The organism is Pseudonocardia ammonioxydans (assembly GCF_900115005.1).
In the GTDB taxonomy this organism is placed as follows: Bacteria; Actinomycetota; Actinomycetes; order Mycobacteriales; family Pseudonocardiaceae; genus Pseudonocardia; species Pseudonocardia ammonioxydans.
In genome coordinates, this window is the sequence record NZ_FOUY01000045.1 from 1 (window position 1) to 21,879 (window position 21,879).

Here is a 21,879-nt window from a genome sequence, read left to right on the forward strand (position 1 = left end):
GCCGACCCCGCACCGATTCTCATCCTTCAAGGCGGCCAGCGGTAGCGGCCATGGGGTCTCTGACCGCGAAAACCACTCACGGGCGGCGGAGCCGCTCACTCGTCGGGGTCGGCGAACGCCCTGCCGAGCTCGCGGGAGAGTGCGAGGGCGCGGCGCGCCCCGGTCGGGGACGCCCCGGCGAGACCGCAGGCGGGGGTCGGGACGGCGAGGCGGGCGAGTCGCCGGCGGTCGAACCCGAGCCGGTCGGCCAGGTCGTAGCCGGCTCGGGCGAGGTCGCCGACGACCGGCTCGCGGGCGGGTGCGGTGCCGGGCAGCAGCCCGAGCAGCAGCGGGACACCCTCGTCCCAGGTCTCGCCGATCGCGTCGAGCAGGCGGGCCTCGGCGGTCGCGCCGGTGAAGGTGGGGCGGGTCGCGTCGATCCCGACGGCGGCCGCGCCGGCCGCCGCGAGCAACCGGATCGGCGGCCGGTCCGCACAGCAGTGCACGACGACCGGTGCGTCGATCCCGCCGATCAGCTCACGCAGCAGGTCCTCGGCGTCCGGGGCCGGCACGGTGCGCACGGTGCCGTACCCGGAGGCGGTCGGCAGGGACCCGGCGAGCACGGCGGGCAGTCCGGGTTCGTCGAGCTGGACGACGACCGTGGCCCCGGTCCGCTCCGCGACCTCCGCGACGTGGGCACGGAGGCCCTCGCCGAGGCTCGCGGTGAACTCGCGGACGGCGCCGCGGTCGGTGAGCACCCGGTGCCCGGAGGCCAGCTCGACCGACGCGGCGAGCGTCCACGGACCGGCGACCTGGACCTTGACCCAGTCCGGGCGGATCCGGTCGCAGGCGTCGTCGAAGGCGTCGAGGTCGGCGGCCATGAGGTCGCGGGACCGGCGCAGGTCGCGGCCCGGCCGGGCGGTGACCCGCCAGGCGGTCGGGACGACCTCGACGGCGAGGTCGACCAGCAGGCCGGCGGTGCGGCCGATCAGGTCCGCCCCCACCCCGCGGCCGGGGAGCTCGGGCAGCGCCGGGAACTCCGGGGTCTCGCCGGTGACCAGCGCGGACGCCTCCCGCGGGTCCGTACCGGGCAGCGACCCGACACCGGTGCCGATGCCCTCGGGCCACAGCTCGCGCGGGCCGGTCGGCTCGTCCGGCTCGTCGCTCACGACCTCGATCCGGGGCTCGGGCGGCCGGGTCTCGCCGGGACGGACGTCGCCCAGCCCGGCAGCGGCGAGCGCGGCGGCCAGCGGGTCCTCAGAACTCACCCGGCCAGTCTCCCCCGTGCCCGCCGCGGGCGGATCCCTGGGGCCGCGCTCACGGGTGCAGCACGAACACCGGGTGCCGGTGCGCGGCGGCGGCCAGCTCGTCGTCGGAGGAGTCCGGGCCGACACCGTCGAAGAAGGCGCCGACCTCCCAGGCCCAGCGCCGCAGGTACGCCCGCAGCACCGGGACGGTCTCGGCGGACGCGGTCAGCTCGGTGGCCGCGACCCGCTCGGACCGACGGCCGACGGTCAGCGTCGCCTCGCCCGCCACCCGCAGGTTGCGCACCCACTGCGTCTCACCGCGGGCGGCGACGAGGTAGCGGGCGCCGCCGTGGCTCAGCGGGTTGACCGGCACCGTCCGGACGGCGCCGGAGCGCCGCCCGCGGACCCCGAGGACGGCTGCCCCAGCGAGCGGGACGCCGAGCCGGGTCAGGCCGGCCACCAGCGGGTTCAGCACGTGACGGGTGATCCGTCCGGGAGCGAGGTAGTGATTGCCAGAGCGCTGCTTCGTCATGAGAGCAGTGTTCACGATTGTCCGTGGAATGGCAAGAGCAGTGCTCTCGCGAGCCCGTCGGGAACAAAGTAGTTGAACGTTCAGTTATACGAGATGACAGCGGTGACCACCGCGGAGCGAGTGGGACGGCCCCGATGAGCGGGGCGGGGAAGGGTGAGAGCGATGACCGGCCGGAGCGCCTACAACGCCTATCGGGAGCGGCGCACGCTGGATCGGATCCAGTCCGTGGCGGACGCCCGGGACCTGGCGCGGCGCCGGGTACCGGCGAGCGTGTTCCAGATGTTCGAGGCCGGGTCGGGCTCCGACATCACGGCCCGGCGCAACGAGGAGGTCTTCTCCGAGGTCCTCTTCCGCCCGCGCAACGCGGTCTCGCTGCCCGAGCACGACATCTCCACGACCGTGCTCGGACACCGGATCTCCATGCCGCTGATCGTGTCCTCGGTGGGCTTCCTCGGCGTCGCGCACTCCGACGGCGAGGCCGGCGTCGGAGTGCCACCGGCTCGGCCGGCACGATCCAGTTCGTCTCCGGGGTGACCACCACCCCGATCGAGAAGATCATGGACAACGCCGACGGGCCCGTCTTCTACCAGCTGTACTACGTCGGCGGCCGGGACGCCTCGGCCCCGATCATCGAGCGGGTGAAGCGGGCCGGGGTCGAGGGGCTCGTCCTCACCGTGGACACGCCCACCATCGCCCGTCCCAAGGACCTGCTCTGGACCCAGCGGCGCGCGGTACCGACCGACGTGTCCCTGCGGGAGCTGCTGAGGTTCGCACCGCAGGTCGTCACCCGGCCCGGCTGGGCGTGGGACATCGCCCGGGCCAACGGCGTGCAGCTGCCGGACATTGCGATGGCGCTGCGGCCGGACGGCTCACCGATGGGCTTCTGGGAGGGCATCGGCAAGATCTACGAGCAGACCCCGGCGTGGGAGGACCTGCCCTGGATCCGCCGGCACTGGGACGGCCCGATCGTGCTGAAGGGGATCCTCACGGTCGAGGACGCCGAGCGGGCGGCCCGTGAGGGCGTCGACGCGATCGTCGTGTCCAACCACGGCGGCAACGTGCTCGACGGGTCGGTGCCCACCCTGCCGCAGCTCCCCCGGATCGTCGACGCCGTCGGGGACCGGGTCGAGGTGCTGCTGGACTCCGGTGTCCGCCGGGGCACCGACGTGCTGAAGGCGGTCTCGCTCGGCGCCCGGGCCGTGCTGCTCGGGCGGGGCTACGTCTACCCGCTGATGGCCGCGGGCGAGCCGGGCGTGCGGCACATCCTGGAGCTGTTCCGGCGCCAGATCGGTGAGGGCCTGGCCTTCCTCGGCGCGGAGTCGCTGCACGAGCTCGACCGCTCGTTCCTCGACGTGCCGGCCTCCTGGGCGAGTATGACGGGAGAGCCGGCGCTGTCGCGGTAGGGAGCCGGCGGCGTTCGGGGGCGGCCCCGGACGGTCAGTGCGTGGCCGCGACCGTCGCCGAGCCGAGCACCACGTCACCGTCCTCGCACGGCCGGTAGAACGCCACCGCCTGCCCCGGCGCGACCCCGCGCAGCGGCTCGGACAGCACGACCGTCACCCCGTCGTCCGACGGGGTGACCTCGGCCGGGGCGGTGCCGCCGTGCGCCCGCACCTGGGCGACACAGCCGAAGGGGGCCTCCGGTGCGACCCCGGAGGCCCACACCGGGGTCCGCGCGCTGATCGAGGTCACGTCGAGTGCGGAGTCCGGGCCGACCCGGACGGTGCCGTTGACCGGCTCGATCCCGAGCACGTAGCGGGGGCGGCCGTCGGCGGCGGGCCGGTCGATGCCGAGGCCCTTGCGCTGCCCGACGGTGAACCCGTGCACGCCGTCGTGGGTGCCGAGCACCTCGCCGGAGGCCGAGTCGACGACGTCGCCGGGGCGCGACCCCAGCTGCTCGCGCAGGAAGCCCTGCGTGTCGCCGGTGGGGATGAAGCAGATGTCGTGGCTGTCCGGCTTCCCGGCCACCCGCAGCCCGAGGCGTGCGGCCTCCTCGCGGATCTGCGGCTTCGGGGTGTCACCGATCGGGAACATGGCGTGCCGCAGCTGGTCGGCCCGCAGCACCGCGAGGACGTAGGACTGGTCCTTGTCGGCATCGGCCGAGCGGCGCAACCGGGGCACCGAGGGGTCCAGGCGGGCGTAGTGACCGGTGCAGACGGCGTCGAACCCGAGCGCCAGCGCCTTGTCCAGCACCGCCGCGAACTTGATCTTCTCGTTGCAGCGCAGGCACGGGTTCGGGGTCTCACCGGCGGCGTAGGCGGCGACGAAGTCGTCCACCACGTCGCGGGTGAACTCCTCCGACAGGTCCCACACGTAGTACGGGATGCCGAGCAGGTCGGCGGCACGCGCGGCGTCGGACGCGTCCTCCCGCGAGCAGCAGCCGCGGGACCCGGACCGCATGGCGTCGCGGGTGCGGGACAGCGCCAGGTGCACCCCGACGACGTCGTGGCCCGCGGCGACGGCCCGCGCGGCCGCGACCGCGGAGTCGACGCCGCCGCTCATCGCAGCGAGGACCCGCACGGCTCAGCCCGTCACCGCGGCAGGGGCCCCGCGGCCGGCCCGCCGGGCACGTTCCACGACCGAGCCGATCGCGCCGCCCAGGGCGGCCACGTCGTCACGGGTGCTGGTGTGCCCGAGCGAGAACCGCAGTGAGCCGCGGGCGGTGGACTCGTCGGCGCCCATCGCGAGCAGCACGTGGCTGGGCTGCGCGACGCCCGCGGTGCACGCGGACCCGGTCGAGCAGTCGATGCCGTTCGCGTCGAGCAGCATCAGCAGGCTGTCGCCCTCGCACCCGGGGAACGACAGGTGCGCGTTGCCGGGCAGCCGGCCCGGCCCGCCGGCGACCACGGCGTCGAGGGCGTCGCCGTTGACCACGGCGTCGGGGACCTCGGCACGGACGGCGCGGACCAGCTCGTCGCGCAGCGCGGCCAGCTCGGCCCGGCGGTGCGGTGCCGCGGCGACCGACTCGGTGACCGCGGTCGACAGGCCCACCAGCGAGGGGACGTCGAGCGTGCCGGAGCGGACGTCGCGCTCCTGGCCGCCGCCGTGCAGCAGCGGCGTGCAGTCGACGTCACGGCCGAGCAGCAGCGCGCCCGCGCCGTAGGGGCCGCCGAGCTTGTGCCCGGTCAGGGTGAGTGCGTCGGCGCCGGAGGCGGCGAAGTCGACGTCGAGGATCCCGACGGCCTGCACGGCGTCGGTGTGGAACGGGACGCCGAACTCGTGCGCGACCCCGGCCAGCTCCTGCACCGGGTTGACCGTGCCGACCTCGTTGTTCGCCCACATGATCGAGACCAGCGCGTTGCCGTCGGGCTCCTCGGCGAGCGCGGCGCGCAGCGTCTCCGGCCGGACCCGGCCGGTCGCGTCCACGTCGAGCAGCCGCAGGCGGGCGCCCTCGTGCTCGACCAGCCAGTCGGCGGCGTCGAGCACCGCGTGGTGCTCGACCGAGGACACCAGCACCCGGGTACGGCGCGCGTCGGCGGTGCAGCGGGCCCAGTAGATGCCCTTGACGGCGAGGTTGTCGCTCTCGGTGCCGCCGGTGGTGAACACGACCTCGGACGGACGCGCGCCGGTCGCCTCGGCGATCCGCTCGCGTCCCTCCTCGACCTCGCGCCGGGCCCGGCGGCCCGACGAGTGCAGCGACGACGCGTTACCGGTGCGGCCGAGCGCGTCGCTCATCGCGGCGACGGCGGCGGGCAGCATCGGTGTGGTCGCCGCGTGGTCCAGGTACGTCATCGGTCACCAGGGTAATCCCCGCCCCACCGGCTTCGCGCCGAGTACCGGCTCCGTCCTCCGGCGCCGGCCGCTCACCGCCGGTCCCGGACGGGGCGCGGACACCGTCGCGGGCCCGCGCCGCGAGCGCGCGGCGATCGCCCGCGTCCGGCTCGATCAGCTCCCCGACGCCGACCTCGCACACCAGCCCGGGCAGGCGCAAAACCCGTCCGACGGTGTCCCCCAACGTCTGCGTGCCGACGAACGCGGCCGCGGTGGTCGGGCGCCCGTCCGGGGTCGTGATCGAGATCGTGACCGGGCGGACCGGGGCGCCTGCGTCGATCGCGGCCTGGAACGGGGCCCGCCGGTAGGTCCCGCCGGTGGCACCGCACCAGGTCGTCGCCTCCGGGAAGACGCCGACGAGCGCGCCGGCCCGCAGCGCGGCCGCGGTCGCGGCGACCGTGCCGGGCAGCCGGGACAGCCCCTCGCGGTGCACGAACAGCGTGCCGGTCCGGGCCGCGAGCGTCCCGATCAGCGGCCAGTCCCGGACCTCGCGCTTGGCGAGCATGGTGACCGGGCCGATCGCGCCGAGTGCGGGGACGTCGATCCAGGACGTGTGGTCGGCGACGACGAGCGCACCCCGCCCGTCGGCCGGCGCGAGCGGTGCGCCGTGCACGACCAGCCGCACCCCGGCCGCGGCGAGCACCGCCCGGTGCAGGACGCGCAGCACCGGCCCGAGCACGCGGGGGCCGAGCACCGCGGCACCGGGGACGAGCGGCACCGCGAGCGCGAGCACCCCGAGGAGGACGACGAGGCGGCGAGCCAGGCGCCAGCGTCCGGTCGCCGCCCGGGCGGGCAGGCAGTCCCGCGGGGTGCACGGCGACCACGTCGCCCACGGGCCGCCGGGCCGCTCGGCCGCAGGAGGGTCCGCCGGGTGGGTCGGGTGCGCGAGCTGCGGGTGGTGCGCAGGGGTGCGCAGAGCAGAGCCGCCGGGCGCGGACCCGGGGTGGTGCGTATCGGTGCGCAGAGCAGAGCCGCCGGGCGCGGACTCGGGGTGGTGCGTAGAGGTGCGCAGAGCAGAGCCGCCGGGCCGGACCGGCTCCGGGCCCGCCGTGAGCGTCATGCGGGAGTCCCCGGCCCGGCCGCGTCCCCGAGGAAGAACCGCAGGTAGCGCTGGTCGACGTCGTCCATGCCGAGCAGGACCGGGAAGTCGGCGACACCGAAGTCCGGGTCGTGCGCGGGCGGCCCGCACACCCGTGCCCCCAGCCGCAGGTACCCGCGCAGCAGCGGCGGCAGGGCGGCGATCGTGGTCGTGGTCGCGGTGATGCGGTCCCGGGCCACCCCGGCCGGGTCCCAGGCGCGGTGCGGGACGGTGCGGTGCTCCTCCGGTGCGAGGTGCCGGGCCCGCACCGTGTCCCACACAGCCGCGGCGTGCAGGCCGCCGTCGGCGAGCGGGACGCTGGCGCAGCCGATCAGCCGGCGGTGCCCGGTCAGCAGCATGTAGCGGGCGATCCCGGCCCAGGCCAGCCCGACGACGGCGCCGGAGCGGTGGTCGGGGTGCACGCAGGAGCGTCCGGTCTCCACCAGCGAGGCCCGCAGCGGCTCGAGCCGGGTCAGGTCGAACTCGCCGTCGGCGTAGAGCCCGCCGGCGGCCCGGGCACGCTGCGGCGGGAGCATCCGGTAGGTGCCGACGATCTCGCCGGTCGTGTCCTCGCGGACGACGAGGTGGTCGCAGAACCGGTCGAACCGGTCCACGTCGCGGCCGGGCACCGGGGTGTCCAGCGTGGCGCCGAGCTCACCGGCGAACACCCGGTGGCGCAGGGCCTGGGCCGCGTCGACGTCGTCGGGATCGGTCGTGAGCAGCAGGGAGTACCGGCGGGCCGCGGTCTCCGGTGTCGAGACGATCACCTGGTTCACGCCGGTGTTGGTACCGGCCGTCCGCGACGTCCGGACGGTTCCGCACCGACACGCCGGTGGCGGTCACGTGAACGGCGACCGACCCCTGGCGCGGGGTGTCGTCGCAGGCAGCAGCGGGTGAACGGCCCCGGCACACACGACGACGCCCGGGTGCACGACGGCACCCGGGCGTCGTCCGGTCAGCTCACGGGGGGTCAGCCCTTGCGCTTGGTGACCTCGTCCTGCAGCTGCGGGGCGACCTTGAACAGGTCGCCGACGATGCCGAAGTCGGCGACCTCGAAGATCGGCGCCTCCTCGTCCTTGTTCACCGCGACGATCGTCTTCGACGTCTGCATCCCGGCCCGGTGCTGGATCGCACCGGAGATGCCGAGGGCGATGTAGAGCTGCGGCGAGACCGACTTACCGGTCTGCCCGACCTGGAACTGCGGCGGGTAGTAGCCCGAGTCCACCGCGGCACGCGAGGCACCGACGGCCGCACCGAGCGAGTCGGCCAGCCCCTCGACGACGGTGAAGTCCTCGGCCGAACCGACACCGCGCCCACCGGAGACGATCACCGTCGCCTCGGTCAGCTCCGGACGCGACCCGCCCTGGATCGGCTCCCGCCCGGTCACCGTGGCCTGCCGCCCGGACGCCGCCGGGACCTCGACGCTCTCCCGCGCCCCGGCACCGGCCGAGGCCTCGATGTCGATCGCACCCGGACGCACCGTGATCACCGGGTGCTCGGTGTTCGCCTTCGCCTCCGCGGTGTAGGCACCACCGAAGATCGAGTGCTGCACGCCGTCACCCGTGACACCGACCACGTCGGACAGCAGCCCGGACCCCGTCCGCACGGCCAGCCGCCCGGCGACCTCCTTGCCGTTGGCCGACGCCGAGATCAGCACCCCGGCCGCCGACCCGATCAGCGACTCCAGCACCGCCACCTCGGGCGCCAGGAAGTCGGTCGAGTCGGTCTCGGCCGCGTAGATCTTGTCCGCGCCGTGCTCGGTCAGCCCGTCGGCCAGCTTGTCGGCCGCACCCGCGCCGCCGACCACGACCGCGGACGGCGAACCCAGCGCCTTGGCCGCGGTCAGCAGCTCGTACGTGGTCTTCTTGATCTCCCCGTCGACGTGGTCGACGAGAACCAGAACCTCAGCCATGAGTCTCGCATCTCTCCTAGGGAAGAAGTGGTGGTTGTCGAACCGTGCGAACGGGTCAGATCAGCTTCTGGCCGACCAGGTACTCGGCGATCTTCGCGCCGCCGTCGCCCTCGTCGGTGACCTTCTCACCGGCCTGCTTCGGCGGCTTCGGCGCCGAGCTCGTCACGCTCACCAGCGCGTTGGCCAGACCCACCTCGGAGCCGTCGATCCCGGCCCCGGCCAGATCCAGGTTGTTCACCGGCTTCTTCTTCGCCGCCATGATCCCCTTGAACGAGGGGTACCGCGGCTCGTTGGACTTCTCACCCACCGACACCACCGCCGGCAGCTCCGCCGACAGGTGCGTCACACCGTCGTCGGTCTCCCGCTTCACCGTCACCGTCGAACCCGACACCGACAGCTCGTTCGCCCACGTCAACGCCGGCACACCCAGCAGGTCGGCCACCATCGCCGGCACCGCGGCGACCTGACCGTCCGACGCCGAGTTGCCCGCGATGACCAGGTCCCAGCCCTCGACGGTGCCGATCAGCTTGGTCAGCGCCCGCGCGGTCTGCACCGCACACGAGCCGTGGATCGCCTCGTCCGAGAGGTGCACCGCCGAGTCCGCGCCCATCGACAGGGCCTTGCGGATCGCGTCCGAGGCCCGGTCCGGGCCCATGCACACCACGACCACCTCGCCGTCACCGGCGGCCTCCTTCAACAGGAGAGCCTGCTCCACGGCGCGCTCGTTGATCTCGTCGATGACCGCCTCGGTACCCTCACGGTCGAGGGTGTGGTCGGAGTCGGACAGCTTCCGCTCCGAGTAGGTGTCGGCCACCTGCTTCACCAGGGTCACGATCTTCATAGGACCTCTTCGACCTCCTGCCGCGGCGGCCTGCGCCCACGCGCACACCGCGTCGTCCTCGTTCGCGGGCCGGCTCCCGGTCGTCCGGGCCCGGTCCGCCTCGCGTCACCGTGACGGTGCTGCGCCGCGCGCTCTGCCGAGCGGGGGTGGGCCGCGGCGTCGCGCCCGTCGTAGCCGCTGACTCTGCCAGCGTCGTGCCCTAATGGCACGCCGTGCCACGTGTGACATTCATTGTTACCAGCGAGTAGCACCCTGGTACACGCCGATGCGCGGTGACCGTACTCACCCGCGGCGGCCGTCACGCCCGGCACGCACGACGTCACACCCCGTTCCCGCGGACGAGGGCCCGGACTTCGCTACCGTCGACAGCTCACGCACCGGCAGGAAGGAGCCGTCGTGCAGGTGACGGGGTTCGACGACCGCCTGGGGACCGGCTACGTGCTGAGCACGGGCGACCACGCGGGTGAGGACGTGCCGGGCAGCCGGACCGTCGAGTACGGCGGGGTGACGATCCGCGCCACCGAGGGCCTCGCGGTGATGCTCGAGGACGCACTGGCCCACCGGCCGACCACCCGCCTCGAGTGGGGCGGGCCCGAGGTCCCGCTGACGCTCGACGACACCACCCTGCTGGCCTGGCTGCAGCAGGACGTCGGCGGCATCGTGACCGTCGCCGAGTAGCACCGCCCGGGCCGGGTGCGGGCCGGGCGGGCACCTCGTGATGGAGTCGGCCCGTGACCAGCAGCCTGCCTCTCACCGGTGAGCGAACCGTCCCGGGCATCGCCCACGAGAACTACTGGTTCCGCCGCCACGAGGTCGTCTACGCCGCGATCGCGGCGAGCTGTTCCGGCGCGGTAGTGCTCGAGGCCGGGTGCGGCGAGGGCTACGGCGCCGACCTGCTGGCCGGGACCGCGCGCCGCGTGCTGGGGCTGGACTACGACGTGCCGACGGTCGCGCACATGCGCGACCGCTACCCGAGGGTCGCGGTGGCACGGGCGAACCTGGTGGCACTGCCGGTGCCCGACGCCACCATCGACGTCGTGGTGTCCCTGCAGGTCATCGAGCACCTGTGGGAGCAGGAACGGTTCCTCGACGAGTGCCGGCGGGTGCTGCGTCCCGGCGGGACGCTGCTGGTCTCGACGCCGAACCGGATCACGTTCTCGCCGGGCCGCGACACCCCGCTGAACCCGTTCCACACCCGCGAGCTGGACCCGCGCGAGCTGGCCGGGCTGGTGCGCGACGCCGGGTTCGACGACGTCGTCGTCCGCGGGCTGCACCACGGGCCGCGGCTGCGCGCGCTGGACGACCGGCACGGCGGCCTGATCGAGGCGCAGACCCGCCTGGCCCTGTCCGGGGAGGTGTGGCCACCGGAGCTGGTCGCGGACGTCGCCGCCGTCCGCAGCTCGGACTTCGAGCTCCACGAGCACGATCTCGACGGCTCGCTCGACCTGCTCGTCACGGCGGCCCGGCCACAGTGACTCGGACAGCCACAGTGACAGGGACAGCGACAGGGACACCGAGGGCAACGGCGACGGTCGGGACGTTCTGCCTGGTCCTGCACTCGCACCTGCCGCTGCTGGCCCGGCACGGGCGCTGGCCGGTCGGCGAGGAGTGGCTCTACCAGTCGTGGGCGCACTCGTACCTGCCGGTCGTGGCGACCCTGCGCGAGCTGGCCGCCGAGGGTCGCGGCGGGCTCGCCACGCTCGGGCTCACGCCGGTGCTCACCGCCCAGCTCGACGACCCGTACTGCCTGCGCGGCATGCACGACTGGCTGGGCCAGTGGACGCTGCGGGCGCACTCGGCGGCGACCCGGCTGCCCGAGCTCGCCGCACACGAGCACCGGGTCTCGACGGCCGCGACCGCGGAGTTCGAGGCGCACTGGCGGCACGGCGGCTCCCCCGCCCTGCGGGCGCTGCGCGACGCCGGCGCGGTCGAGCTGCTCGGCGGGCCGGCCGCGCACCCGTTCCAGCCGCTGCTGCAGCCACGGGTGCGGGCCTTCTCCCTGCGGGCCGGGCTGGACGACCACGCACTGCGGCTCGGCGCGCGGCCGGCCGGGATCTGGGCGCCGGAGTGCGGCTACGCACCCGGGATGGAGCACGACTACGCCGACGCGGGCGTGCAGCGTTTCCTCGTCGACGGTCCGGCGCTGCGCGGCGACACCGCCCTCGCCCGGCCGGTCGGGGACTCCGGCGTGCTCTGCGTCGGCCGCGACCTGGACATCACCTACCGGGTCTGGTCGCCGCGCAAGGGCTACCCCGGCTCCGCCGAGTACCGCGACTTCCACCACTGGGACCACCCGTCGGGCCTCAAGCCGGCGCGGGTCACCGGGCGCCGGGTCCCGCCCGAGCGGAAGAAGCCCTACGACCCGGCCCTCGCACAGGAGGCCGTGCAGCGCGACGCGCGGGACTTCGTCGACACCGTCGTCGCCCGGCTGCGATCGCTGCGGGAGTCCACCGGCCGGCCCGCCCTGACCGTGGCCGCGTTCGACACCGAGCTGTTCGGGCACTGGTGGCACGAGGGCCCGCAGTGGCTCGCGGCCGTGCTGCGGCTGCTGCCCGAGGCGGGGGTCGCGGTGCGCACGCTCGGCGGCGCGGTCGACGACGGCCTGGTCGGTGAGCCGGTGACGCTGCCGGAGTCCTCCTGGGGCTCCGGGAAGGACTGGCGGGTCTGGGCGGGCCCGCAGGTCGCCGACTTCGTGTCCCGCAACGACGACGTGCAGCGCGACCTGTTGTCCGCTGTGGACGCGGTCCCGGCCGTGGCGGGGCCGTCGCTGCGCCCGGACGTCCGGGACCCGCTCGCGGACCTGCTCGCCGACCAGGCGTTGCACGCGCTGTCGAGCGACTGGGCGTTCATGGTCAGCAAGGACTCCGCCGCCGACTACGCCCGCTCCCGCGCCGCCGTGCACGCCGGCCGGGTCGCGGAGCTCTCCGGGCTGCTGCGCGCGGGGCGCCGGCGGGCCGCGCGGCGCCGGGTCGCGTACTGGACGGACGCGCCCGTCCCGGCCTTCGGGCACCTCGACGCCCGGGCCCTCGCGACTACCCGGCGGTAATCACCGGCGCGGCGTTTGCCAGGATCGGGCGATGCGGGTGCTGATGGTCAGCTGGGAGTTCCCGCCGGTCGTCGTCGGCGGGCTGGGCCGGCACGTGCACGCCCTGGCCCGCGAACTGGTCGTGGCCGGGCACGAGGTCGTCGTCCTGTCCCGGGCGCCTGCCGGCACGGACGCCGGCACCCACCCGACCGTCGAGGAGCGCGTCGACGGCGTGCGGGTGCTGCGCGTCGCGGAGGACCCGCCGCACCTGGAGTTCGGTACCGACCTCGTGCCGTGGACGCTCGGCATGGGACACGGCCTGCTGCGGTACGCGCTGACCTCGCTGCTGCCCGGCTGGCGTCCCGACGTCGTCCACGCCCACGACTGGCTGGTCGCGCACCCGGCGGTCGCGCTGGCCGACGTCCTCGGTGTCCCGCTGGTCGCCACGCTGCACGCGACCGAGGCCGGCCGGCACTCGGGCTGGCTGCCCGGGCCGATGAACCGGCAGGTGCACTCCACCGAGTGGTGGCTGGCCCAGCGGGCGGACCAGGTGATCACCTGCTCGTCCGCGATGCGGGCCGAGGTGGCGACGCTCTACGACCTCGACCCCGGCGCCGTCCACGTGGTGCACAACGGGATCGATCCGGGCCGGTGGCGGGTGCGCACGACGCCCGCACCGGCGCCCGCGGGAGCCGGGCCCCGGCTGGTCTACTTCGGACGGCTGGAGTACGAGAAGGGCGTCCAGGACCTGATCGCGGCGCTGCCCCGGATCCGGCGCAGGCACCGCGGAACCCGGCTGCTCGTGGCCGGGAGCGGGACGCAGCAGGAGATGCTGCAGGCCCGCGTCACCGAGCACCGGGTCAAGCGCTCGGTCGACTTCCTCGGGCACCTGCCCGACACCGAGCTGACAGCCCTGCTCCGCGGCGCCGACGCGGTCGTGCTGCCGAGCCGGTACGAGCCGTTCGGGATCGTCGCGCTGGAGGCCGCGGCCGTCGGCGCGACGCTGGTGGCGTCGACGGCCGGGGGGCTCGGGGAGCTGGTGCGCGACGGCGAGACCGGGCTCGGCTTCGCCCCGGGCGACGTGAGCGGTCTCGCCGACGCCGTCGACCGGGCGCTGTCCGACCCGCCCGCCGCACGGCGGCGGGCCCGGGCGGCCCGGGCCCGGCTGCGCACCGACTTCGCCTGGCCGACGATCGCTGAGCAGACCGCACAGATCTACCGCGACGCCCGCGCCCGGGGCCCGCAGGACCTGGTGCGGCCGAAGATCCCCACCGGGAACCTGTTCGACCGCGCGCCCTGACGCCCACGCCCTGACTCCACGCCCAGGCCCGGGGCCGACCGCGCGCCCCGAGGGGCACCCTCGTAGCGCCAGGTGCCCCGAGGGTGCCCCCGGGAGCACTCGGGCGCGGCACGGCACACGCGCACCGGAGACGGGCCCGGCCCCCACCGACGCCGCCAGGGGCACCCCCGTAGCGCCCTGCGCCCCGAGGGTGCCCCCGGGAGCACTCGGGCGCGGCCCGGCTGCGCAGCAGCGTGCGCGGGCGGCGGGGCGGCGAGGCGGCGCCCCGGCCGGGAGCGTCAGGCGCGGTCCAGGCGCGCCTGCAGGGCCCGGTCGGCCTTGCGGGCCATGTCGGCGACGGCGGCGCGCTCGGCGGCGGCGGCCTCGTAGTCCGCGCGCCGGTCCCGCACCACCCGGGCCGGCGTCCCGACGGCGATCGCGTCGTCGGGGATGTCCCCGCGGGCCACGGCGTGGGCGCCGAGGACCACACCGGAGCCGATCCGGGTGCCGCGCAGCACCGACGTCTTCACCCCGAGCCAGCAGCCCTCGCCGATCCGCACCGGGGATTTCACGATGCCCTGGTCCTTGATCGGCCGGTGCACGTCCTCGGTCCGGTGGTCGAAGTCGGTGACGTAGACCCAGTCCGCGACCAGCGTCGACCCGCCCACCTCGACGTCGAGGTAGCAGTTGAGCGTGTTGTTCCGGCCGAAGACGACCTTGTCGCCGATCCGCATCGAGCCCTCGTGGCAGCGCAGTGCCGTCCCGTCACCGATGTGCACCCAGCGGCCGATCTCGAGGCGGCCGAAGCCCGGGCGCGCCTCGATCGTGACGTTCTTGCCGAGGAAGACCATGCCGCGCAGCACCACGTGCGGGTACCGCAGGCGCAGCACCAGCAGCCGCCAGTAGCGCAGCAGGTACCAGGGGGTGAACGCCCGGTTCCGCAGGATCCAGCGCAGCGTGGCCGGCGTGCACAGCCGGGCCTGCTCCGGGTCGGACGGCGCTCTCACGGCACCGAGCCTAGGCGTGTGCCCGCGGCATCCCGCGGGTACCTCCGTGCCACCGGCCGACGAACAGCCAGCTGCTCGACCGGCCGGCTGCCCGACCGACCGACCCCGGGAGAGCACCATCGTGACCGAACCCCGCGAGCCCGACGGCGGTGTCGACGTCGGCACCGACGAGCTGACCTCCGGCGGCGCAGGCACCGTGCGCGACGACCGCGACCACGCAGGCAACCCGCGCCCGGCCGGGTCCACCGACGACTCCGGCGCGACCACGGCCGCCGCCCGCGAGCTCGACGCCGAGGACGACGACGAGCCCACCCGCAGCGAATAGGCTGCGGGCGTGCGCCCCCGCCCGTTGATCATCGACACCGACCCGGGCGTGGACGACGCCGTCGCGCTCGTCCTGGCGCTGCGCAGCCCCGAGGTCGACGTCCGGGCGGTGGTCGCGGCGTTCGGCAACGTCGCGCTGGAGCGCACGCTGGACAACGCCGGACGGGTGCTGGCCCTGACCGGGCGCACCGACGTCCCGCTCGGGACCGGCGCCGACCGCCCGCTGGTGCACCGGCGCGAACAGCGGGCCGGGCACGTGCACGGCGTCGACGGCCTCGGCGGGCGCGCCGCGCAGCTGCCGGACCCGGTGACCCCGCTGCCCGGCTCCGGGATCGCGCTGATGGCCCGGGTGCTCGAGGAGGCCGACGAGCCGGTCACGATCGCCTCGATCGGCCCGCTCACCGACACCGCGCTGCTGCTGGCGACCCACCCCGGCCTGGCCGAGCGGATCGAGCGGATCGTCGTGATGGGCGGCGCGATCGGCGGCGGCAACATCACCGGCGCCGCCGAGTTCAACGTGCACGCCGACCCGGAGGCCGCGCACCGCGTCCTCACCCAGGACCGGGTCCCGGTCGCGCTCGTCCCGCTCGAGACGACGCTGGGCTGCGCCGCGGGGCCCGAGTGGATCGCGGAGCTGGCCGGCGCGGACCCGGTGGGCGCCGAGCTGGCGGCGATGATCGCGCCGTACCACGGCTACTACCGGGGCCGGTACGGCCGCGACGCCGTCGCGCTGCACGACGCGACCGCGCTGCTGGAGTGCGTCGCGCCCGGTTCGCTGGCCGCGACCCCGGTCCCGCTGGTCGTGGACACCGGGTTCGGCCCGGCCCGCGGCGCGACCATCCCGTACCGGGTGCCCGAGGCGCCGTCCCCGGCCGTCGACGTGCTCTCCGCACCGGACGTCCCGGCCGTGCTGGACGCGGTACTGGCCCGCCTGTCCGGGCGTCCTCAGGCCAGCCCGTGCTCGATCGCGTAGCGCACGAGCGCACCCCGCCCGGGCACGTCGAACTTGCGCAGCAGCCGCTGCACGTGGTTCTCCACGGTGCGCGGCGAGAGCACCAGCCGGGCCGCGACCTGCTTGGCGGTCAGGCCCTCGACGACCAGCCGCAGCACCTCGGACTCGCGCGGGCTGAGCTCGGGCACCGCCGCCGCGGACTGCACCACCGACTCCAGCACGACCGCGGCCAGCCCGGGTGAGAACGCCGGGCGTCCCGCGGCCGCGGCCGCGGCGAGGTCCGCCAGCTCGGCCGGGTCCACGGTCGTCGCGACGCCGGTGGCTCCGGCCCGGACGGCGTCGAGCACCAGGACGTGGTCGGCGCCCGGGGCCGCCACGGCGAGGACCGGGAGGTCCGGCGCGCGGGTCAGCAGCGCCTCGATCGCGGCCGGTCCCGCGTCGCGGGGTCCGGTGAGGTCGACCAGCACCAGCGCCGGTGCCAGCCGGACGACGGCCGCGGCGACCGCGTCGGGCGCGCCGAGCGGTATCCGGCCGAGGACCCGCGCCCCGGACGGGGCGATCGTCTCCCCCACCACCACGACGCCGGCCCGGCCACGATCGTCCTCGCGCACGTCCCGGTTCCCCCGTCCCCCGATCCACCCGGACGGGTTCAGCTTTGCCATCCCGCCGGGCGATGGCAAGGCCGGCGGACCGTCAGGCGACCGCGACACCGCGGCGGGCCCGCACGATCCGGCGCGCGACGCCGGCGGTGCCCGCCACGAGCACGGCGAGCAGGAGCCCGGCGAGCACCGACAGCAGGGGGTCGCCCCGGGTGAACGGCCCGACGAGCATCCCGATCCCGGTCATCCAGCTGGTCCAGACGAACGAGGCGAGCAGCGTCGCGGGCAGGAACGCGGACAGTGGCAGCCGCACCCGTCCGGCCGCGCTCACGCTCGCCAGCCGGCCACCGGGCACCAGCCGGGCCGCGACCAGCGCGAGGATCGGACGGCGGTGCAGGTGCCGGCGGACCCAGGCGCCCACCCCGTCGTCGCGCCGGGCGCCGCGCAGCACCGAGTGCGAGGACCGGCCCGCCCCGTAGAGCAGCCCGTCACCGAGCAGCGACCCGAGCAGTGTCGCGCCGAACAGCCCGGCGAGCCGCCAGCGGTCCCCGTCGGCCAGTGCCGAGGCGGTCGCGCTGAACAGCACCGGCTCGCTGGGCAGGAACGGCATCGGGCCGTCGCAGATGACGGCGAGGGTGAGCAGCGGCAGCAGCCACGGGCTGTCCAGCCCGTACCCGATCAGCGCGGACGGGTCGGTCACGGGCGTCTCCGGCAGGCGCATCGTGGGCGGTGGTGGTCCGGGGCCGGCGGGGAAGCGGCGTGACCGAGTGTGCTTGCCGTCGTGACCCGACCGTGACCCGGGGCCCGGTCAGTCCGCCAGGCCCTGCTCGATCGCGTAGCGGACCAGCTGGCTGCGGTTGTGCAGCTGCAGCTTGCGCAGCGTGTTCTGCACGTGGCTCTCGACGGTCCGGTGCGAGACGACGAGCTTCGCGGCGATCTGCTTGGCCGTCATGCCCTTCGCGACCAGCCGCAGCACCTCGGTCTCGCGCTCGGTCAGGGCGGGCACCGCGGGCGCGCCGTCGGCCAGCTTGGGGGCCTCGGCCAGGCGCCGGTACTCGCCGAGCACCAGCCCGGCGAGTCCGGGGGTGAACACGGCGACCCCGCGTGCGGTCCGCCGGATCGCCTCCAGCAGCTCGTCGACCCCCGCCGACTTCACCAGGTAGCCGAGCGCGCCCGCCTTGACCGCCTCCAGGACGTCGGCGTGCTCGCCGGAGGCCGACAGGACCAGCACCCGGCTGTCCGGGCTGGTCCGGGCGATCTCGGCGATCGCGTCCACCCCGGAGGTCGGGCCGAGGTTGAGGTCCATCAGGACGACGTCGGGCCGCACGGCGGTGGCGATCCGCACCGCGGCCGGGGCGTCCGGGGCGGTCGCGACGACGTCGAGCCCGCGCTCGGTCAGGTCCCGGGCCACGCCCTCGCGCCAGATCGGATGGTCGTCGACGACCATCACGCGGATCGCGCCGTCGCTGTTCTGTCCGGTCACCTCTGCCCCCGTTCGAGTGCGATGACCCATTCAGTCCCGATCTCCGGACCGGTGTCCAGCCTCAGCGTCCCACCGATCTCCTCGACCCGGCCGCGGATCGAGCGCGACACCCCGAGCCGGCCCTGGGCCTCGGCCTCGGCGAGGCGCCCCTCGGGGATGCCCGGGCCGTCGTCTCGGACGCTGACCTCCAGGGTGCCGGGCAGCTCCTCGACCAGCACCCAGGCCCGGGCCCCCGCCCCGGCGTGCTGGGCCACGTTCGCCAGCGCCGCGCGCACCGCGCCCTCCACCTCGTCGACCACCGGCGCGGCGAGCTCGACCGGGCGGCCCGGTGCCGACACCGTCACCCGGTCCGAGGCGAGGATCCGCAGGGCCGCGGCGAGGTCGCGCCGGCCGCGGGCGTCGGTCGTGCCCGGCCCGGCCAGCAACGCCCGCAGCGCCGTCTCCTGCTCGCCGGCGAGCACCCCGAGCTCGGTCGCGTCGCCGCCGATCTCGGCCCCGCGCCGCTGGACGTGCGCGAGGACCTGCAGCACGCCGTCGTGGATGGAGCGGGTGAGCCGCTCGCGCTCGCCGGCGGCGGCCTGCTCGGCGGTGAGCCGGCGCAGCCGGGCCGCGGTGCGCTCCAGCACGTGCGAGGCGAACCCGACGGTCAGCCCGGCCAGCACCAGCAGCTGGATGTCGCCGAGCTCGAGCACACCGAACCGCTGCTTGGACAGCACGAGGGCCGCCGAGATCGCCAGCGCGGCGAGCAGCCCGCCGCGGATGCGGAACGCGACCGCACACGCCAGCACCGCGCCCGAGGTCCAGATCGAGCCCATGCCGGGACCGCCGTCGTCCAGGTGCGCCGCGCGGACGATCCACGGGGTCGTGGCCATCGTCGCGACGCAGACGAGCAGGTCGGCGACCGCGAGCCGGGCGCGACCGTCGGGGGCGCCGGGCAGACCGCCCAGGTAGCCCCAGGACGTGACGGCCGTCCACACCGCCATCACCAGCAGCACCCCGACCGCCGCCGCCGGGCGCTCGTAGCCGCCGGGCAGGTGGTAGACGGTCACGCCGACGACGGTGAGCAGGGTCAGGAGCCGGTAGGCGATGATCCCGCGCCAGAACGGCTCCAGCGGGTGCTCCATGTCGACGAGTGTCGCGCCCTGGGCACGTGAGCGGGCCCGTTCCGGAAGGCTCGTCATCGGACCGGTCGGGCCGTCAGCGCGGCTTCGTGCCGGTGATCAGTGCGTTGTAGAACCAGCCGCGCGGCACGACCCGCGCCAGCAGGTGCTCGTCCACCCAGGACAGCCGCTGCCAGCCGTGGTAGGCGAACATCGCCCAGTTCCAGCCGAGCTTCCCGGGCGGGACGGCGGCCTCGAACGTGCGCACCGGCCAGCCCAGCATCGCCGCGGAGAACTCCTCGCTGCTCGCCCGCACCCCGTCGAAGCCTGCCGCGCGGGCGGTGTGCTCCAGGTCGGACGGGTCGAACGTGTGGATGTCCACGACCGACTCCAGCGCGGCGGCCCGGGACGACTCGTCGAGCTCGTGCTGCGGACGCCGCCACCCCTGCAGGGCCGGGAGCTTCGTGAGGGTCGTGGTCGCCTTCCACGTCCACCGGCCGAGTGTGCGGGCGTAGGCGTCGCCGACGGTCGTCGGCTCCCCGGCGAACACGAACCGCCCGCCCGGCTCCAGCACCCGGTACACCTCGCGCAGCGCGGCCCCGACGTCGGGGATGTGGTGCAGCACGGCGTGCCCGACGACGAGGTCGAAGCTGTCGTCCGGGAACGGGATGTGCTCACCGTCGACGACCCGACCCTCGACGTCGAGCCCGAGCCCGGCCGCGTTGCGGGTCGCGGCCTCGACCATGCCCGGCGACAGGTCGGTGACCACGCCCCGCTCGGCCACCCCGGCCTGCATGAGGTTGAGCAGGAAGAACCCGGTGCCGCTGCCCAGCTCCAGCGCCCGCAGGTAGGGGCGCCCGTCCCACGGTGCGGCGATGCGGAACCGGCCGACGGCGTAGTCGATGCAGCGCTCGTCGTAGCTGATCGACCACTTCTCGTCGTAGGTGCCCGCCTCCCAGTCGTGGTAGAGGACGTTGGCGAGTTTCGGGTCGTGCCAGGCCGCCTCGACCTGCTCGGCGGATGCGTGCGGGGTGGGCACCGGGTCCGAACTCATGAGTAGGAGTTTCGCAGAGCCCTGAACAGGCCCGGCTCAGCGCCCGGCTCAGCGGCCGGTGAAGGTGGCCTTGCCCGGACCGTTCTCCACGAACGAGGCCATGCCGGTCGACGCGTCGTCGCTCGCGAACACCCCGGCGAACAGCTCGGACTCGATGTCCAGGCCGGTGCGCAGGTCGGTGTCGAGCCCGTTGTCGATCGCCTTCTTCGCCGCCGCGTAGGCCAGCGCCGGCCCCGTCGTGAACTGCGCGGCCCACGCCACGGCGCGCGTGTAGACCTCGTCGGCGCCGACGATCTCGTCGACCAGACCGATCGCCAGCGCCTCCTCGGCGCCGACCATCCGGCCGGTGTAGATCAGGTCCTTGGTGCGCGGGGCGCCGATCAGCCGCGCGGCACGCTGCGTGCCGCCACCGCCGGGGAAGATGCCCAGCAGGATCTCGGGGAAGCCGAGCTTGGCGTTGTCCCCGGCGATCCGGCGGTCGGCGCCGAGGGCGACCTCGAGCCCGCCGCCGAGGGCGTAGCCGGTCACCGCGGCCACGGTCGGCTTCGGGATGGTCGAGATCGCGCCCAGCCCGGCGGAGAGCTTGCGGGCCTGCGGCGCCATGTCCGAGTAGGACATCGACGCCATCTCCTTGACGTCGGCGCCGGCGGCGAAGGTCTTCTCCCCGCCGTACACGACGACGGCGCGCACGTCGGCACGCGTCGTCGCCTCGTCGGCGACCTCCAGGAGCTCCCCCTGGATCTGACGGTTCAGGGCGTTCATCGGCGGGCGGTCGATCCGGATCGTCCCGACGCCCTCGTCCACGGACAGGCTCACGAATTCGGTCACGCGCGGACCATAACCGCCCGCCCCGGGGCCGGTGGTGTGATCATGCCCGCCGGTAGGCGGTGAACCGGCCGCCGGCGCGGCGCTCGACGGTCAGCGGCAGCCCGAAGGTCTCCGACAGCGGCTCGTCGGTCATGACGTCGTCGAGCAGGCCGGCCGCGACCACCCGGCCCTCGCGCAGCAGCATCCCGTGCGTGTACCCGGGCGGGATCTCCTCGACGTGGTGGGTGACCAGCACCGACGCCGGCGCGTACGGGTCCGCCGCCAGGTCGGCCAGCCGGGCGACCAGGTCCTCGCGCCCGCCCAGGTCCAGCCCGGCGGCCGGCTCGTCGAGCAGGAGCAGCTCCGGGTCGGTCATCAGCGCCCGGGCGATCAGGGTGCGCTTGCGCTCGCCCTCGGAGAGGGTGCCGTAGGCGCGGTCGGCGAGCGCACCCATCCCGAGCTGCTCGAGCAGCTCCCGGGCGCGGCCGGTGTCGGTGTTCTCGTACTCCTCGCGCCAGCGGCCCAGCACCCCGTAGCCCGCGGAGACGACGACGTCGGCCACCTTCTCGTCGCCGGGGATCCGGATGCCGAGGTTGGCCGAGGTCAGGCCGATCCGCGGGCGCAGCTCGAAGACGTTCACCCGGCCCATCCGCTCGCCGAGCACGTGCACGACCCCGGAGGTCGGGTGCAGCTCGGCCCCGGCGAGGCGGAGCAGGGTCGTCTTGCCCGCGCCGTTCGGGCCGAGCACCACCCAGCGTTCGTCGAGCTCGACCCGCCAGGTCACGGCGTCGAGCAGCGTGCTGGGGCCACGGCGGACGGTGGCGCCGTCCATCCCGATCACGAGGTCCTCGGAATCGACCGGGGTGTCGACCGGGGTGTCGACCGGGGT

Annotated in this window: 24 protein-coding genes; 8 read left to right on the top strand and 16 right to left on the bottom strand. The window is 75.1% G+C overall.

Going from position 1 to position 21,879, the window contains the following annotated elements:
• Nucleotides 1-95: 95 nt before the first annotated feature.
• Nucleotides 96-1,109: a uroporphyrinogen decarboxylase/cobalamine-independent methonine synthase family protein gene (locus BM093_RS28440; protein WP_425439207.1), complete on the bottom strand. Its 1,014-nt coding sequence runs from the start codon at nucleotides 1,107-1,109 to the stop codon at nucleotides 96-98.
• Nucleotides 1,110-1,296: 187 nt separating this feature from the next.
• Entirely contained in the window at nucleotides 1,297-1,758 is a 462-nt protein-coding gene (locus tag BM093_RS28445; RefSeq protein WP_093353187.1) for a nitroreductase family deazaflavin-dependent oxidoreductase, read from the bottom strand.
• A 162-nt stretch (nucleotides 1,759-1,920) separates the two neighbouring features.
• On the opposite strand from BM093_RS28445, the gene BM093_RS38045 reads away from it, so the two are divergent.
• On the top strand, nucleotides 1,921-2,292 hold the full coding sequence (locus BM093_RS38045) for an alpha-hydroxy-acid oxidizing protein (protein WP_177238755.1): 372 nt from the start codon (nucleotides 1,921-1,923) through the stop codon (nucleotides 2,290-2,292).
• On the top strand, nucleotides 2,289-3,161 hold the full coding sequence (locus BM093_RS28450) for an alpha-hydroxy acid oxidase (RefSeq protein ID WP_177238756.1): 873 nt from the start codon (nucleotides 2,289-2,291) through the stop codon (nucleotides 3,159-3,161). The genes BM093_RS38045 and BM093_RS28450 overlap by 4 nt, the downstream gene beginning before the upstream one ends.
• A 34-nt stretch (nucleotides 3,162-3,195) precedes the next feature.
• On the opposite strand, the gene mnmA is transcribed toward BM093_RS28450, so the two are convergent.
• From mnmA to BM093_RS28480, 6 genes are all read right to left on the bottom strand, one after another.
• Nucleotides 3,196-4,278: a tRNA 2-thiouridine(34) synthase MnmA gene (mnmA, locus tag BM093_RS28455; protein ID WP_093353197.1), complete on the bottom strand. Its 1,083-nt coding sequence runs from the start codon at nucleotides 4,276-4,278 to the stop codon at nucleotides 3,196-3,198.
• A gap of 3 nt (nucleotides 4,279-4,281) precedes the next feature.
• Complete coding sequence (locus BM093_RS28460) at nucleotides 4,282-5,490, bottom strand: cysteine desulfurase family protein (RefSeq protein WP_093353202.1); 1,209 nt, start codon at nucleotides 5,488-5,490, stop codon at nucleotides 4,282-4,284.
• A complete protein-coding gene (locus BM093_RS28465; protein ID WP_093353208.1) occupies nucleotides 5,405-6,589 on the bottom strand; it encodes a lysophospholipid acyltransferase family protein in 1,185 nt (394 codons plus the stop codon). The genes BM093_RS28460 and BM093_RS28465 overlap by 86 nt, the downstream gene beginning before the upstream one ends.
• On the bottom strand, nucleotides 6,586-7,383 hold the full coding sequence (locus BM093_RS28470) for a GNAT family N-acetyltransferase (RefSeq protein WP_245773861.1): 798 nt from the start codon (nucleotides 7,381-7,383) through the stop codon (nucleotides 6,586-6,588). The genes BM093_RS28465 and BM093_RS28470 overlap by 4 nt, the downstream gene beginning before the upstream one ends.
• Nucleotides 7,384-7,577: 194 nt before the next feature.
• Nucleotides 7,578-8,519, bottom strand: coding sequence for an electron transfer flavoprotein subunit alpha/FixB family protein (locus tag BM093_RS28475; protein ID WP_093353213.1), 942 nt, complete (start codon nucleotides 8,517-8,519; stop codon nucleotides 7,578-7,580).
• Between the two features lie 55 nt (nucleotides 8,520-8,574).
• Nucleotides 8,575-9,360 (bottom strand): electron transfer flavoprotein subunit beta/FixA family protein, encoded by a 786-nt coding sequence (locus BM093_RS28480; RefSeq protein WP_093353218.1) that lies wholly within the window; start codon nucleotides 9,358-9,360, stop codon nucleotides 8,575-8,577.
• Between the two features lie 396 nt (nucleotides 9,361-9,756).
• On the opposite strand from BM093_RS28480, the gene BM093_RS28485 reads away from it, so the two are divergent.
• From BM093_RS28485 to BM093_RS28500, 4 genes are read left to right on the top strand one after another with little or no spacing between them, the layout of a single operon-like run.
• Complete coding sequence (locus tag BM093_RS28485) at nucleotides 9,757-10,038, top strand: hypothetical protein (RefSeq protein WP_093353223.1); 282 nt, start codon at nucleotides 9,757-9,759, stop codon at nucleotides 10,036-10,038.
• Nucleotides 10,039-10,091: 53 nt separating this feature from the next.
• Nucleotides 10,092-10,835: a class I SAM-dependent methyltransferase gene (locus BM093_RS28490; RefSeq protein ID WP_093353227.1), complete on the top strand. Its 744-nt coding sequence runs from the start codon at nucleotides 10,092-10,094 to the stop codon at nucleotides 10,833-10,835.
• 14 nt (nucleotides 10,836-10,849) lie between these two features.
• Entirely contained in the window at nucleotides 10,850-12,406 is a 1,557-nt protein-coding gene (locus tag BM093_RS28495; RefSeq protein WP_093353231.1) for a 1,4-alpha-glucan branching protein domain-containing protein, read from the top strand.
• A 31-nt stretch (nucleotides 12,407-12,437) separates the two neighbouring features.
• Nucleotides 12,438-13,685, top strand: a complete 1,248-nt coding sequence (locus BM093_RS28500) for a glycosyltransferase family 4 protein (RefSeq protein ID WP_093353236.1) — start codon at nucleotides 12,438-12,440, stop codon at nucleotides 13,683-13,685.
• A 278-nt stretch (nucleotides 13,686-13,963) separates the two neighbouring features.
• Here the strand turns inward: BM093_RS28500 and BM093_RS28505 are convergent, their stop codons facing one another.
• Entirely contained in the window at nucleotides 13,964-14,671 is a 708-nt protein-coding gene (locus BM093_RS28505; protein WP_245773862.1) for an acyltransferase, read from the bottom strand.
• A gap of 121 nt (nucleotides 14,672-14,792) precedes the next feature.
• Between BM093_RS28505 and BM093_RS28510 the strand changes: the two genes are divergently transcribed.
• Together BM093_RS28510 and BM093_RS28515 are read left to right on the top strand one after the other, a co-directional pair.
• Nucleotides 14,793-14,996 (top strand): hypothetical protein, encoded by a 204-nt coding sequence (locus tag BM093_RS28510; RefSeq protein WP_093353244.1) that lies wholly within the window; start codon nucleotides 14,793-14,795, stop codon nucleotides 14,994-14,996.
• Between the two features lie 9 nt (nucleotides 14,997-15,005).
• On the top strand, nucleotides 15,006-15,968 hold the full coding sequence (locus BM093_RS28515) for a nucleoside hydrolase (protein WP_093353248.1): 963 nt from the start codon (nucleotides 15,006-15,008) through the stop codon (nucleotides 15,966-15,968).
• On the opposite strand, the gene BM093_RS28520 is transcribed toward BM093_RS28515, so the two are convergent.
• The 7 genes from BM093_RS28520 to BM093_RS28550 all read right to left on the bottom strand — a co-directional run bounded on the left by BM093_RS28520 (nucleotide 15,941) and on the right by BM093_RS28550 (nucleotide 21,822).
• A complete protein-coding gene (locus tag BM093_RS28520) occupies nucleotides 15,941-16,558 on the bottom strand; it encodes a helix-turn-helix transcriptional regulator (RefSeq protein ID WP_177238757.1) in 618 nt (205 codons plus the stop codon). The genes BM093_RS28515 and BM093_RS28520 overlap by 28 nt on opposite strands.
• 82 nt (nucleotides 16,559-16,640) lie before the next feature.
• Complete coding sequence (locus BM093_RS28525; protein ID WP_177238758.1) at nucleotides 16,641-17,246, bottom strand: DedA family protein; 606 nt, start codon at nucleotides 17,244-17,246, stop codon at nucleotides 16,641-16,643.
• A gap of 108 nt (nucleotides 17,247-17,354) precedes the next feature.
• Nucleotides 17,355-17,993: a response regulator gene (locus BM093_RS28530; RefSeq protein ID WP_093353347.1), complete on the bottom strand. Its 639-nt coding sequence runs from the start codon at nucleotides 17,991-17,993 to the stop codon at nucleotides 17,355-17,357.
• 32 nt (nucleotides 17,994-18,025) lie between these two features.
• Nucleotides 18,026-19,210, bottom strand: coding sequence for a MacS family sensor histidine kinase (macS, locus tag BM093_RS28535; RefSeq protein ID WP_093353261.1), 1,185 nt, complete (start codon nucleotides 19,208-19,210; stop codon nucleotides 18,026-18,028).
• A gap of 16 nt (nucleotides 19,211-19,226) precedes the next feature.
• Nucleotides 19,227-20,183, bottom strand: a complete 957-nt coding sequence (locus BM093_RS28540) for a class I SAM-dependent methyltransferase (RefSeq protein ID WP_093353266.1) — start codon at nucleotides 20,181-20,183, stop codon at nucleotides 19,227-19,229.
• A 48-nt stretch (nucleotides 20,184-20,231) separates the two neighbouring features.
• A complete protein-coding gene (locus BM093_RS28545) occupies nucleotides 20,232-21,011 on the bottom strand; it encodes an enoyl-CoA hydratase/isomerase family protein (RefSeq protein ID WP_093353269.1) in 780 nt (259 codons plus the stop codon).
• A gap of 40 nt (nucleotides 21,012-21,051) precedes the next feature.
• Nucleotides 21,052-21,822, bottom strand: coding sequence for an ABC transporter ATP-binding protein (locus BM093_RS28550; protein ID WP_093353352.1), 771 nt, complete (start codon nucleotides 21,820-21,822; stop codon nucleotides 21,052-21,054).
• Nucleotides 21,823-21,879 lie beyond the last annotated feature (57 nt).

What these genes read in the sequence shown, in the direction of transcription:
- BM093_RS28445 (WP_093353187.1), bottom strand. Translation starts at nt 1,758, where the DNA reads ATGACGAAGCAGCGCTCTGGCAATCACTACCTCGCTCCCGGACGGATC.
- BM093_RS38045 (WP_177238755.1), top strand. Translation starts at nt 1,921, where the DNA reads ATGACCGGCCGGAGCGCCTACAACGCCTATCGGGAGCGGCGCACGCTG.
- BM093_RS28460 (WP_093353202.1), bottom strand. Translation starts at nt 5,490, where the DNA reads ATGACGTACCTGGACCACGCGGCGACCACACCGATGCTGCCCGCCGCC.
- BM093_RS28465 (WP_093353208.1), bottom strand. Translation starts at nt 6,589, where the DNA reads ATGACGCTCACGGCGGGCCCGGAGCCGGTCCGGCCCGGCGGCTCTGCT.
- BM093_RS28475 (WP_093353213.1), bottom strand. Translation starts at nt 8,519, where the DNA reads ATGGCTGAGGTTCTGGTTCTCGTCGACCACGTCGACGGGGAGATCAAG.
- BM093_RS28480 (WP_093353218.1), bottom strand. Translation starts at nt 9,360, where the DNA reads ATGAAGATCGTGACCCTGGTGAAGCAGGTGGCCGACACCTACTCGGAG.
- BM093_RS28500 (WP_093353236.1), top strand. Translation starts at nt 12,438, where the DNA reads ATGCGGGTGCTGATGGTCAGCTGGGAGTTCCCGCCGGTCGTCGTCGGC.
- BM093_RS28530 (WP_093353347.1), bottom strand. Translation starts at nt 17,993, where the DNA reads ATGGTCGTCGACGACCATCCGATCTGGCGCGAGGGCGTGGCCCGGGAC.
- macS (WP_093353261.1), bottom strand. Translation starts at nt 19,210, where the DNA reads ATGACGAGCCTTCCGGAACGGGCCCGCTCACGTGCCCAGGGCGCGACA.
- BM093_RS28540 (WP_093353266.1), bottom strand. Translation starts at nt 20,183, where the DNA reads ATGAGTTCGGACCCGGTGCCCACCCCGCACGCATCCGCCGAGCAGGTC.
- BM093_RS28550 (WP_093353352.1), bottom strand. Translation starts at nt 21,822, where the DNA reads ATGGACGGCGCCACCGTCCGCCGTGGCCCCAGCACGCTGCTCGACGCC.